The following is a 12,281-nucleotide window of genomic DNA, read 5'->3' on the forward strand; positions in this document are numbered from 1 at the left end:
CACCACACGCGACGCAGGGGGACGACAGGCGATGGTGGCCGAGCTGGTGCGGGGGCAGAACCACCCGCTCTCCCAGGTCCGGCTCGAGATCCGGGTCTCGGCCGGCCGGCCGGTCGTGGCGGCTGCCACGCTCGGGGACGAGAGCGGCAGGATCCACGGCGTCGAGTGGGTGGCCCACCCGGGGGCGCCCACACTGCCCGGCCTGGAGGTTTCCCGGCAGGCGGCGGCCGACCACCGCCTCGCGGTGGACCTGGACGCCATGCCGGCGACCGTGCACCGGGTCGACGTCCTGCTCGCGCTGCCCCCCGGTGCCGGCGGGCCGGTCAGCTTCGGCTCGCTCTCGGCCCCCTTCGTCGCGGTCACCGGGCTCGACGGCGTCGAGGTCGCCTCGTACACCATCACCGGCCTGGACGCGGAGTCGGCGGTCGTCGCACTGGAGCTCTACCGACGGCAGGGCGCCTGGAAGGTGCGCGCCGTCGGCCAGGGCTATGCGGGCGGCCTGGCCGCACTCCTCACCGACCAGGGACTGCCGCAGGCGCGCCAGCTCGCGGCCGCCATCGACGACGCCGTCGCCCAGGGCCTGGCCCGCTCGGTTCCGGCGCCGCCGCGCACGGCCGACGGGGACCGCTCCCGTCAGGCGGCCGCGTCCGCGCTCGGCCCGGACCAGAGCGGCTCGCCCCACGGCGCCCAGCAGGGCGGGCACAGTGCGGTCGGCCCCTACGGGGCGGTCCAGAACCCGCAGGGCTCCCCGGGGCAGGGCCGTCCGGCGGGTTCCCCGTCGGCGGACCCGGACGCCACCCAGCCGACGCCGACGGCGTCACCCGGCGCGCCGATCGACTACAGCCACCCGCGTCGGCAGAACGCGGCACCGCCCCCGCCCCCGCCGAGCGCGCCCCCGGCGCCGCCCGGACAGCCCGCACGTCCCGTCGCCGGCGACGCGACCGGCTGGTCGATGGAGGAGCGGCTGTACAACCAGGTCTGGGGGATGTTCGAGGACCTGGCCCGCACCACGGCCGCGTATCGCAGCGCCGTCGACTTCGCCGACGCGCGGATGGAGAAGGAACTCGACCAGGTCCTGTCCGACCCGCGCAGCAGGATCGGCGGACAGGGCGACGCGGCCCGGGAGGCTGCGCAGTCCAAGCGCATGCAGCTCGTCGACCAGGCCCGCGAGGCGCTGGAGCGGGATCTCGTCCAGCTCGGCGCCGAGGCCGACGTGGTCGAACCGGCGTTGCCGGCGGCGTTCGCGCGCTGGGACAACCCCGTGTGGCACGCCTACCGGGTGCCCATGGAGATGCCCATGGCACTGCGGCTGGGCGACCTCCATCTGCCCGAGAGCGACCCGCTGCGCATCCCCATGCTGGTCCGGCTCCCGCTCGAACGCGGCCTGTGGATCGACAGCGGCCGGCCGGGCTCGTTCGACGGGGCGATCGTCGACTCGCACGAGGTGCGCCGCCTCGCGATGGAGTCCGCCGTGGCGCACATCGCCCGTCTGCTGGCGGTGCATCCGGCGGGCGAGTTCACCGTGCACGTCGTCGATCCGGCCGGTTCGGGCGCGAGGGAGCTCGCACCGCTGGTGCAGAGCGGGGTCCTCACGGCCCCGCCCGCGGCGGGCGCGGCAGGCGTCGCGGCGGTCCTCGGACAGCTCACCGAGCGGGTCGACCTGGTGCAGATGGCGGTGCGCGCAGGCGCGGCCGACTCGTTGCCGCCCGGCTTCGACACCTCCCAGCAGCTTCTGGTCGTCAACGACTTCCCGCACGGTTTCGACGACCGGGCGGTGACCCGGCTTCGCTACCTCGCGGACGAGGGCCCCGCCGTGGGCGTGCACCTGATGATGGTCGCCGACCGGGAGGACGCCGGCGATTACGGTCCGTTGCTGGATCCGCTGTGGCGCGGGCTGCTGCGGCTGACGCCGGTGGCCGAGGACCATCTCGCCGACCCCTGGGTCGGGCACGCCTGGACGTACGAACCCGCGATGGTGCCGCCTGGCAGTCAGGTGCTCCAGCAGGTCCTCGCCCAGGTGGCGAGAGCGCGCACCAAGCACTCGTAAAGTTCTCTGACCAGGCAATTTGGCATTTCTTTTGCCAATCGCTTTACCTTTTCTTGGTGGTTGGGGTACTGTTTTCCTCACGGAGGGGAGTACTCCTGCTGCGGCGTACCCGTCAATACGGATCACCGATGATCCCGGGGCGTCGGCTCGTTCCCGAGCGGACGGGTGGAAGAGACCTCCGGCAGCGCAACGACGCTGATTACCTGCCGTTACGTACTGCCGGAGGCGCAGTGGATGTTTCCGTGACCCTATGGGTCCTCACCATCGTGGGCCTTGCCGCCCTCATCGCGGTCGACTTCTTCATCGGTCGCAAGCCGCACGACGTGTCCATCAAGGAAGCCGGGATCTGGACCGTCGTCTGGATCGCCCTGGCCGGGCTCTTCGGGGTCGGGCTGCTCCTCTTCGGCGGCGGCGAGCCGGCCGGGGAGTTCTTCGCCGGCTTCATCACCGAGAAGTCGCTCAGCGTCGACAACCTCTTCGTCTTCGTCCTGATCATGGCGAAGTTCGCGGTCCCGTCGCAGTACCAGCAGCGGGTTCTGCTCGTCGGCGTCCTCATAGCGCTCGTCCTGCGGGCGATCTTCATCGCCGCCGGCGCCGCGATCCTCGCCAGCTTCGCCTGGGTGTTCTACCTCTTCGGCGCCTTCCTGATCTGGACCGCCTGGAAGCTCATCCAGGAGGCCCGGGCCGACGAGGAGGACGAGGAGTTCGAGGAGAACAAGCTGCTCAAGGCAGTCGAGAAGCGTTTCGGCGTCGCCGACCGTTACCACGGCACGAAGCTGTGGATCGAGCAGAACGGCAAGCGGGTCATGACGCCGATGCTGGTCGTCATGCTCGCGATCGGCACGACCGACGTGCTCTTCGCCCTCGACTCGATTCCCGCGATCTTCGGTCTGACGCAGGACCCGTACATCGTCTTCACGGCCAACGCGTTCGCCCTGATGGGTCTGCGGCAGCTGTACTTCCTCATCGGCGGCCTGCTGAGGAAGCTGGTCCACCTCAGCTACGGTCTGTCGATCATCCTCGGCTTCATCGGCGTGAAGCTGGTGCTGCACGCCCTGCACGAGTCCGGGGTGCACGTCCCCGAGATCAGCATCCCGGTGTCGCTGGGCGTGATCTGCTCCGTCCTGATCGTCACCACGATCACCAGCCTGCGCGCCTCGAAGAAGAAGGCGGCGGACGAGGCGGCGCAGACCGCGAGCGAAGGCGCTCCGAAGGACAGCATCGAGGCCTGACCACGGACGACGTAGGAACAACCGCCCCAGGCAGCGGTGCGCGGCGAATTGCCGAGCACCGCTCCCGGTGCTTCGTTGAGAGGTGCGCGTCTCCCGTCCGGGAGCGCCGGACGGGCCGGAGGCACCATGAGTACACCGCAGAGGTTCGTGCAGATCCTGGAGTTCGAGACCGACCGCATCGACGACATGCGGGCGCTGGGCGAGGAAGGGGATCAGCGTCTCGCCGGCCGGCCCGACGGTCCGGTCCGCCGCCTCGTCCTCAAGGACAGGAGCCGGCCCAACCGCTATCTGGTGATGGTCGAGTTCGACTCCTACGAGGAGGCCATGCGCAACAGCGACGACCCCGAGACGGGCAAGTTCGCGCAGGCGATGGCCGCCCTGTGCACCTCACCCCCGTCCTTCACGGACTGCGACGTGGTGGACGCCGCCGACTTCAGGTGACGTAGACCGCGGTCAGGGCCGCACCGGGCGCCGGGAGTACCGGTCGCACCGGACCCACAGGTCACCCGGGCCGCGCAGAGCCGTACGGGCTGGCATGCGAAGCCCGTACGGCTCTGCGACGATCACTGCATGATCGCTCGGCTCACGTCGGTCGCGGCCCGGTGGACGTCCCTCGTGCCGGCGTTGGCGGTCGTCCTGCTGGCCCTGACCTGGGGACGCGATCTGCCCGGCGCGGTCGTCGCCCTGGTGACGCCGGTCCTCGCCGGAGCCGTCCTGGCCGCCGTGCACCACGCGGAGGTCGTCGCCCACCGGGTGGGAGAGCCGTTCGGCTCCCTCGTCCTGGCGGTCGCCGTGACGATCATCGAAGTAGCCCTGATCGTCACCTTGATGGTGGACGGCGGCGACAAGAGCGCGACGCTGGCCAGGGACACGGTCTTCGCCGCCGTCATGATCACCTGCAACGGCGTCGTCGGCCTGTGCCTGCTGGTCGCCTCCCTGCGCCACGGCACGGCGGTCTTCAACCCGGAGGGCACCGGCGCCGCCCTGGCCACCGTCGCGACCCTGGCCACGCTCAGCCTGGTCCTGCCGACCTTCACCACCAGCAGACCGGGCCCGGAGTTCTCCGACGTCCAGCTCACCTTCGCCGCCGTGTCCTCGCTGATCCTGTACGGCCTGTTCGTGACGACCCAGACCTTCCGGCACCGCGACTACTTCCTGCCGGTCACCCGCCAGGGAGAGGTGATCACCGTTGACGACCACGCCGGCGTCCCGACCTCCCGGGCCGCGCTGACCAGCCTCGGTCTCCTCGGCCTCGCCCTGATCACGTGGTGGGCCTCGCCAAGGGCGTCTCGCCCACGATCGAGTCGGTGGTCGAGACCGCCGGCCTCCACCAGGCCGTCGTCGGCGTCGTCATCGCGCTGCTCGTGCTGCTCCCCGAGACCATCGCCGCGCTGCGCTCCGCCCGCCGCGACCGGGTGCAGACCAGCCTCAACCTCGCCCTCGGCTCCGCGATGGCCAGCATCGGACTGACCATCCCCGCCGTCGCGCTGGCCTCCTTCTGGCTCTCCGGGCCGCTCGTCCTCGGCCTCGGCTCCACCTACACGGTGCTGCTCGCGCTGACGGTCGTGGTCAGCTCGCTGACCGTGGTCCCCGGCCGGGCCACGCCGCTGCAGGGCGGCGTCCACCTCGTGCTCTTCGCGGCCTACCTGGAGCTGGCGATCAATCCGTAGCCGGCTGCGCGACGGCCACCGGCGCCGGACGGGTCTCCGGGAGCAGCGCGAAACAGCCCAGACTGAGCAAGGCGACCCCGGTCAGATATGCCCCCACACCCCAGGGGACCGGGCCCGAGCGCTCCGCGAGCGCCGTCGCAGCGATCGGCGTGAGCGCCCCGCCGAGAACCCCGCCCAGGTTGTAGCCGACCGCCGCTCCGGTGCAGCGCACCCGCGGCGGGTACAGCTCCGGCAGATAGGCCGCGATCACCGCGAACATCGTGACGAAGGCGAGCAGCGCGCCCAGGATCCCCAGGAACATCGGCAGCGGCTCGCCGGTCGCGAGCAGCGCGACCATCGGCAGCATCCACAGAGCGGCCCCCGCGCAGCCCGCCAGACACAGCGGCCTTCGGCCGAAACGGTCGCCGAGCAGCGCCATCACCGGTGTCAGCGTCCCCTTCACCGCCACGGCGCCCATGATGCAGGCCAGCATCACCGTGCGGCTGACCCCCAGTCGTCCGGTCGCGTACGCCAGGGACCAGGTCGTCACGGCGTAGAAGATCGCGTACCCGACGGCGAGCGCGCCGGCGGTCAGCAGGACGAGCCGCCAGTGCTCGCGCGCGACCTCGGCGAGCGGTACGCGCGCGTGGTCGTCGATCTCCAGGAACCGTGGGCTCTCGGGCAGCGACGTCCGCAGCCACAGCCCGCACACGGCGAGGGCCCCGGCGGCCCAGAACGGCACCCGCCATCCCCATTGCGCGAACTGCGCCTCCGTCAGCGTGGCCGACAGGGCCAGCATCATGCCGTTGGCGAGCAGGAACCCCACCGCCGGGCCGACCTGCGGGAAACTCGACCACAGCGCGCGCCGCCCGGCGGGCGCGTGCTCCGCGGTCAGCAGCACCGCGCCGCCCCACTCCCCGCCGAGCCCCAGCCCCTGCAGGAAACGCAAGCCGAGCAGCAGCACAGGGGCGGCCGCCCCGATCGTGTCGTACGCCGGCACACAGCCCACCGCGACCGTCGAGGCGCCGGTCAGCAGCAGCGAGACGACCAGGACAGGCCGCCGCCCGCGCCGGTCCCCGACGTGCCCGAACAGCACCGCGCCCAGCGGCCGGGCCACGAACCCCACGCCGAACGTCGCGAACGCGGCCAGCGTCCCCGCCTGCGGCGAGAACGTCGGGAAGAACAGGGGGCCCAGGACCAGCGCGGCCGCGGTCCCGTAGACGAAGAAGTCGTAGAACTCGATGGCCGTCCCGGCGAGCGAGGCGGCCGCGAGCCGGGGCATGGAGGGCGCCTTCACGGTGCGTACGTCGTGCATGCCGCGTCAACCACCCACGGTGATCGCGGGTTACGGGGGCGTGCGGGGCACGGACCGCCGCGCGGGAGCTCAGTAGGTCACGGTGATGCGCCGTGCGGGACCGTCGACGCGGACCGTTCCGCCGTAGGGGATGACGAGCTGCGGGTCGGTGTGGCCGAAGTCCACGTCGAAGACGGCCAGCGTGTCGGGGGCGTACGCCCGCAGCGCGCGCTCCACTGCCGCCCGCTGGTCGGTGGCGTAACGCGCCGCCTCCCGCGGGCTGTTGGGACGCTCGAAGGACCAGCTCTTGGCGCGTGCCGTCAACAGTGCGGGGAAGCGCCGCAGCAGACCGCGCTCGCCCATGCAGCGCAGGATGCGAAAGACCTCGACCGCGCCGGGCATCTCCTCCGAGGTCTCCAGGACGAGCACGCCCCCGTCGTACGTCGACTCGTCGCGCGCGATCGCCCGGTCGGCCATCAGCAGCCAGGAGAGGATCTCCAGGTTCCCGCCCCAACTGCGGCCCTCCACCACGCGGTCGGCGTTGATCCAGCTCCACCCGCGGCCGGGCCGGGACCCCGGCTCCGACTCGAAGGTCGCCGGATCGGCCCAGTCGCGGTCGACGTCGTTCCAGCTCTCGGCGGGCCGCAGCTCGTAAGGCCCCGAGGTGAAGAGCGCGGCCCGCAGCGACTCGGCGGTCAGCGGATGCATGGCGCCGGGCCGCCCGAACTCGCACATGACGCTCCCGCCGTGGTACGCGACCACGCCACAGTCGTACAGGAACGCCAGCAGATTGGTGTTGTCGCTCCAGCCGAAGAACGGCTTGGCACGGGAGCGCAGCAACTCCCGGTCCAGCAGCGGCAGCACGGTGATCTGGTCGTCGCCCCCGGTCGACGCGACGACCGCCTTCACCTCGGGGTCGGCGAACGCGGCGTGAAGGTCGTCCGCACGCTCCTGTGGCGTCGCCCCCATCCGGCGCGTGGCCCGGTACTCGACCGGCTCCAGCCCGAACTCCTCGCGCAGCCTCGCCAGACCGAGCTCGTAGGGGCGCGGGAAGAGCCCGGGCAGGCCCGAGGAGGGCGAGACGACGGCTATGCGGTCGCCGGGCGACGGTTTGGGAGGGTACGTGGGCGTCGGCATGCCGGGAGGATACGGGCTGCTGCCCCGCGGATTCACCGTGATAAACCGGTCCGAGCGGCGGTCCTCGACGGACCGCTCCCGAACGGACCGGAGGAACCGTGCCCCGCACCCTGGCCAACGCCCCGATCATGATCCTCAACGGCCCCAACCTGAACCTCCTGGGCCGGCGCCAGCCGGAGATCTACGGCACCGACACCCTCGCCGACGTCGAGGCGATGTGCGCCAAGGCGGCGGCCGCCCACGGCGGCACGGTGGACTTCCGCCAGTCCAACCACGAGGGCGAACTGGTCGACTGGATCCACGAGGCGCGGCTGCACCACTGCGGCATCGTGATCAACCCGGGCGCCTACTCGCACACCTCGGTGGCGATCCTGGACGCACTCAACGCCTGCGACGGCCTTCCGGTCCTGGAGGTCCACATCTCCAACATCCATCGGCGCGAGTCGTTCCGGCACCACTCGTACGTCTCGCTGCGCGCCGACGGCGTCATCGCCGGGTGCGGGGTGCAGGGCTACGTGTTCGGCGTGGAGCGCGTCGCCGCGCTGGCCGGCGCGGGGAAGGCCGACGCGTAAGGACCCGCCTCCAGGGCGACGGGTCTTACCTGCCCCCGGTCACAGACGTCCGGCCTTCACGATCCGCCGCAGGAAGCGCTGGGTGCGCTCCTGCTGCGGGTCGGCGAAGACCTGCTCGGCGGTGCCGCGCTCCAGCACCACGCCCGCGTCCAGGAAGCACACCTGGTCGGCCACCTCGCGCGCGAAGCCCATCTCATGGGTGGCCAGCACCATGGTCATGCCGTCCCCCTTCAGATCGCGGACGACGTCGAGGACCTCGCCCACCAGTTCCGGGTCGAGGGCCGCGGTGATCTCGTCGAGCAGCAGCAGCCGGGGGCGCACGGCGAGGGCGCGGACGATGGCCACACGCTGCTGCTGGCCGCCGCTGAGCCGGTCGGGGTACTCGCCCGCCCGGCCGCCCAGCCCGAGCCGCTCCAGAAGCTCCCCGGCGTGTTCCTCGGCCTCCGCGCGCGGGACGCCGTGCACCCGGCGCGGGGCGAGCGTGACGTTCTCCAGCACCGTCATGTGGGGGAACAGGTTGTACGCCTGGAAGACGACGCCGATCCTGCGCCGTACCGCGTCCTGGTCCACGCGCGGGTCGGTGATCTCCTCGCCGTCCAGCCAGATCGCGCCGTCGTCGACGTCCTCCAGCAGGTTGGCGCAGCGCAGCAGGGTGGACTTGCCGGACCCGGAGGCGCCGATCAGCGCGGTCACCGTGTGCGGGGCGACGTCCAGGTCGACGTCGCGCAGGACGACGGAGTCGCCGAAGGTCTTGCGGACGGACTCCATCCGCAGCACCGGTGCGTCGCTCATGTCGTTCCTCCCTGTGCGCGCCGGCGGTCCATCCGGGCCGTCACCCAGTCCGTGAAGCGGGTCATCGGAATGGTGAGGGCGACGAAGACCAGCCCCGCCACGATGTACGGCGTGTAGTTGAGGCTGCGGCCCACGATGATGTCCGCCGCGCGGACGGCGTCGATCGCGCCGCCGATCGAGACGAGACCGGTGTCCTTCTGCAGCGACACCAGGTCGTTGAGCAGCGGCGGCACCTGGCGGCGCACGGCCTGGGGGAGCACCACGTACCGCAGCGCCTGCCGGTTGGACAGGCCCAGCGAGCGGGCCGCCGCGCGCTGCGAGGGATGCACGGACTCGATCCCGGCCCGGAACACCTCGGCGACGTAAGCCGAGTACGTCAGCGTCAGCGCCGTGCCGCCCAGCCACACCGGGTCGACCGTCACGCCCTGCAGACGCAGCGCCGGGACGCCCAGAACCACGATCATCAGGTTGATGATCAGCGGCAGCCCGCGGAAGAAGTCCGTGTACGCCGCCGCCAGCGCCCGCAGCGGGAAGAACACGGGGCCGCGCAGCGTGCGGGCCACGGCGATGAGCATGCCGAGCACCAGCACGGCGACGCCGCACACCAGCAGGAGCCGGACGTTCAGCCACAGCCCTTCGAGGACCTTCGGCAGCGCCTCGCGCGCGTACTGCCCGTTGAAGAAGGTCTCCTTCGTGCGCGGCCAGCCGGGCGCGCTGACGACGACGAAGTACAGGACGACGCCGGTGACCAGGGTGGACAGCGCGGCGATCGCCGTGGCGCGACGGGCCCGCGCGCGCCGGTGGCGCTCGCGCTCCAGCCGCCGCGGCGACGGCGTGTAGAGCGCACCGCCGGCCCCCGGCATGTCGCCCTCGTCGTCCGATCCCTCCGGTCCGGACTCCTGTTCCGTGACCGTCACTTGAGCACCGGGGCGTCGACGGCGTCGGAGAGCCACTGCTGTTCGATCTTCGCCAGGGCGCCGTCCTTGCGGAGCGCGTCCACGGCGGCGGTCACACACGGCGTGAGGGCGCTGCCCTTGTCGAGGACCAGCCCGAACTGCTCGGGCGCGGCCCCCTGGTTCTCGAACTGGCCGACGATCTCGGCGTCGGTGACCTCGGCGGCGGTGATGTAGAAAGCGGTCGGCAGGTCGACCACGACGGCGTCGACCTGACCGTTCTTCAGCGCCGACTTGGCCTGGTCGTTCTTGGCGTAGACGGCGGCGTCCCGGGTCGGCTTCACCACGTCGTCGATGTAGTCGAGGCTCGTGGTGCCCACTTGGGCGCCCAGCTTCAGGCCCTTGAGGTCCGCGACGGTCGTCGCCTCGGCGGCCTTGGAGCCCTTCAGGGCGATGACGGCCTGGCGCACGTCGTAGTAGCCGGAGGAGAAGTCCACGGCCTTCTTGCGCTCGTCGCTGATGGAGACCTGGTTGATGTCGAAGTCGAAGGTCTTCGCACCCGGTGCGAAGGCCTTGTTGAACGGAACGCTCTGCCAGACCACCGCGCTCTTGTCGTAACCGAGCTGCCGAGCCACCGCGTAGGCCACCGCGGACTCGAAGCCCTTGCCGTTGGACGGCTTGCCGTCCTTGAACCACGGCTCGTACGCGGGCTCGTCGGTGGCGATCGTCAGCTTCCCCGAGGTCTCGGTGGCCAGTTTGCCCTTGGCGCAGGCGCTCGCACGCGAACCGGAAGGCGCGGAAGCCGCCTTCTCCTCCGGCTGGGGAGCGCAGCCCACGGCGGTCGCGAGGAGGGCTACGGTGGCGCCGGCTACGGCGCGGCGCAGTACACGAGGGGCGAGGTGCATGGCGGGAGAGTGGCAGCGAAACGCCTGTTTGTCGAGGTCACACCATCATCTGTCCGCATTCTGGGAACGGGTGTTGCGTTCTCGTGAACAGGTCGGGGGAGCGGCCTGGGCCGCCGGCCGAGGGCGGGGATCGTTGGCCGGCGGCCCCTTCCGCGCCGGAGCCTTCATCCCGCGCGGGGCTGCCACCAGTTGACCGCGCCACCACGTGCGCCGGGAGCGCGCTCAGGGGGTCGGCGCGTGCGTGCCGTTCACACGGGGCGCGCGTTGGACAACGCGCGCCCCGAGACCTGCCCGGACGGACCTCACCATCCGCGCGCGTGCCACTCCGGAAGGTGTGGCCGCTCGGCGCCCAGGGAGGTGTCGTCGCCGTGTCCCGGGTAGACCCAGGTCTCGTCCGGCAGGACGTCGAAGATCTTCGTCTCGACGTCGTGGATCAGACGGGCGAACGCCTCGGGGTCCTTGCGGGTGTTGCCCACGCCTCCGGGGAACAGGCAGTCGCCGGTGAACACGTGGGGATGGCCGTGCGGGTCGTCGTAGATCAGGGCGATCGAGCCGGGCGTGTGCCCGACCAGATGGCGCGCGGTGAGCTCCACGTTCCCCAGCCGGATGACGTCGCCGTCGTCGACGAGGACGTCGGTCGGCACCGGGATGCCCTCGGCGTCCTCGCGGCCGGCGTAGGTACGCGCGTGCGTGGCCGCCACGACCTCGGCGAGCGCCTGCCAGTGGTCGCCGTGCCGGTGGGTGGTGACGACGGACGCGATGCCGTCGTCGCCGATCGTGCCGAGCAGGGCGTGCGCGTCGTTCGCCGCGTCGATCAGCAGCTGCTCGTCCGTGGCCCGGCAGCGCAGCAGATAGGCGTTGTTGTTCATCGGGCCGACCGCGATCTTGGTGATCATCAGGTCCTTGAGCTCGTGCACGTCCGCCGGGCCGCCGACCGTCACCTGTCCGCTGTACGTCATGACCGCAGCCTATAGCGGGGGGAGAGCCGGCAGCGGCCCACCGTCGACCGCCAGCCCGGATCCGTCGCGGCGCCCCGAGAGCCAGCCCAGGAGGTCCGCGGGGGCGCCTGTGACGGTCACCTCGGGTCCCTCGGCCTTCCGGCCGGTGTGCCACGCGCGTGTGCCGTCGGTCACGCGGGTCGGCGGTACCTCGGGATGCCCCTCGAAGCGGTCGGCGAGGAACTCGATCTCCCGCTCGGTGAACTCCTCGGGCAGGTCCTCCAGCTCATGGCCGATGCCGAGGTCCACGTGGTGCAGCTCGACCTCCGCCCACCGGCGGAAGGGCACCCGGGCCGCCGCGTCGACGACCCCGTTGCGCAGCTCCACCGTGCGCGACCAGTCCGCGGGCGCCGCCCCCGCCGCCTGGAAGCGGGCCGCGCTCTCCCGTACGTCCGCGAGCTGGACCTCCAGCGGACGCGGGGCGTCGCGCTCGATGTCCGCGTCGCGGACGTGGGCGTCGGCGTACATGGGACGGCCTTCGAGGACGTTCACGAGCGCGTCGGCGTTGCGGGCGATGTGAGCCAGGACATGGCCACGGCTCCAGCCGGGCAGGCGTGACGGCCGGGCCGCGGACGCGTTGTCCAGTTCGGCGACTGCGCTGAGGAGCCGCTCGGTCGCCTCACGTACAGACTCCAGGTCATGAGCGTGATCAATCATGGTCATGACCCTAGCCCCACCACCCCTTCGGGTGAAGGTGGCCGACGGAGCCCGCAAATCGAATGCACGTGCTATAAGGTCGGTGGCGGCGTCGGGCATGCTGGA

General features: G+C 71.6%; 11 protein-coding genes and 1 pseudogene. 5 read left to right on the forward strand and 7 right to left on the reverse strand.

Translation table 11 applies throughout. The features are described from left to right. Positions 1–31: 31 nt before the first annotated feature. The 4 genes and pseudogenes from Sri02f_RS06010 to Sri02f_RS06025 all read left to right on the forward strand — a co-directional run bounded on the left by Sri02f_RS06010 (position 32) and on the right by Sri02f_RS06025 (position 4,949). Complete coding sequence (locus Sri02f_RS06010; RefSeq protein WP_109000013.1) at positions 32–2,047, forward strand: TerD family protein; 2,016 nt, start codon at positions 32–34, stop codon at positions 2,045–2,047. Positions 2,048–2,277: 230 nt separating this feature from the next. Then, positions 2,278–3,279 carry a TerC/Alx family metal homeostasis membrane protein gene (locus tag Sri02f_RS06015; RefSeq protein ID WP_109000014.1) on the forward strand — a complete coding sequence of 334 codons (1,002 nt, stop codon included), beginning with the start codon at positions 2,278–2,280 and terminating at the stop codon, positions 3,277–3,279. Positions 3,280–3,405: 126 nt separating this feature from the next. Beyond that, positions 3,406–3,720: a hypothetical protein gene (locus Sri02f_RS06020; protein ID WP_109000015.1), complete on the forward strand. Its 315-nt coding sequence runs from the start codon at positions 3,406–3,408 to the stop codon at positions 3,718–3,720. Between the two features lie 129 nt (positions 3,721–3,849). Next, positions 3,850–4,949, forward strand: a pseudogene (locus Sri02f_RS06025) (calcium:cation antiporter). On the opposite strand, the gene Sri02f_RS06030 reads toward Sri02f_RS06025, so the two are convergent. Then, positions 4,939–6,243, reverse strand: coding sequence for an MFS transporter (locus tag Sri02f_RS06030; protein WP_174855592.1), 1,305 nt, complete (start codon positions 6,241–6,243; stop codon positions 4,939–4,941). The pseudogene Sri02f_RS06025 and the gene Sri02f_RS06030 overlap by 11 nt on opposite strands. Positions 6,244–6,312: 69 nt before the next feature. Further along, positions 6,313–7,359 (reverse strand): S66 family peptidase, encoded by a 1,047-nt coding sequence (locus tag Sri02f_RS06035; RefSeq protein ID WP_109000016.1) that lies wholly within the window; start codon positions 7,357–7,359, stop codon positions 6,313–6,315. A 98-nt stretch (positions 7,360–7,457) separates the two neighbouring features. On the opposite strand from Sri02f_RS06035, the gene aroQ reads away from it, so the two are divergent. Then, on the forward strand, positions 7,458–7,931 hold the full coding sequence (gene aroQ, locus Sri02f_RS06040) for a type II 3-dehydroquinate dehydratase (protein ID WP_109000017.1): 474 nt from the start codon (positions 7,458–7,460) through the stop codon (positions 7,929–7,931). Positions 7,932–7,970: 39 nt separating this feature from the next. Here the strand turns inward: aroQ and Sri02f_RS06045 are convergent, their stop codons facing one another. From Sri02f_RS06045 to Sri02f_RS06065, 5 genes are all read right to left on the reverse strand, one after another. Next, positions 7,971–8,723, reverse strand: coding sequence for an amino acid ABC transporter ATP-binding protein (locus tag Sri02f_RS06045; protein ID WP_245970463.1), 753 nt, complete (start codon positions 8,721–8,723; stop codon positions 7,971–7,973). Beyond that, on the reverse strand, positions 8,720–9,640 hold the full coding sequence (locus Sri02f_RS06050; RefSeq protein ID WP_109000018.1) for an amino acid ABC transporter permease: 921 nt from the start codon (positions 9,638–9,640) through the stop codon (positions 8,720–8,722). Before Sri02f_RS06050 ends, Sri02f_RS06045 begins: the two co-directional genes overlap by 4 nt. After that, positions 9,637–10,521: an ABC transporter substrate-binding protein gene (locus Sri02f_RS06055; protein WP_109000019.1), complete on the reverse strand. Its 885-nt coding sequence runs from the start codon at positions 10,519–10,521 to the stop codon at positions 9,637–9,639. The genes Sri02f_RS06050 and Sri02f_RS06055 overlap by 4 nt, the downstream gene beginning before the upstream one ends. 302 nt (positions 10,522–10,823) lie before the next feature. Then, positions 10,824–11,480 (reverse strand): MBL fold metallo-hydrolase, encoded by a 657-nt coding sequence (locus Sri02f_RS06060; RefSeq protein WP_109000020.1) that lies wholly within the window; start codon positions 11,478–11,480, stop codon positions 10,824–10,826. 9 nt (positions 11,481–11,489) lie between these two features. Next, entirely contained in the window at positions 11,490–12,176 is a 687-nt protein-coding gene (locus Sri02f_RS06065) for a maleylpyruvate isomerase family mycothiol-dependent enzyme (RefSeq protein ID WP_109000212.1), read from the reverse strand. Positions 12,177–12,281: the final 105 nt, after the last annotated feature.

Source organism: Streptomyces rishiriensis, from assembly GCF_003112535.1.
In the GTDB taxonomy this organism is placed as follows: domain Bacteria; phylum Actinomycetota; class Actinomycetes; order Streptomycetales; family Streptomycetaceae; genus Streptomyces; species Streptomyces rishiriensis.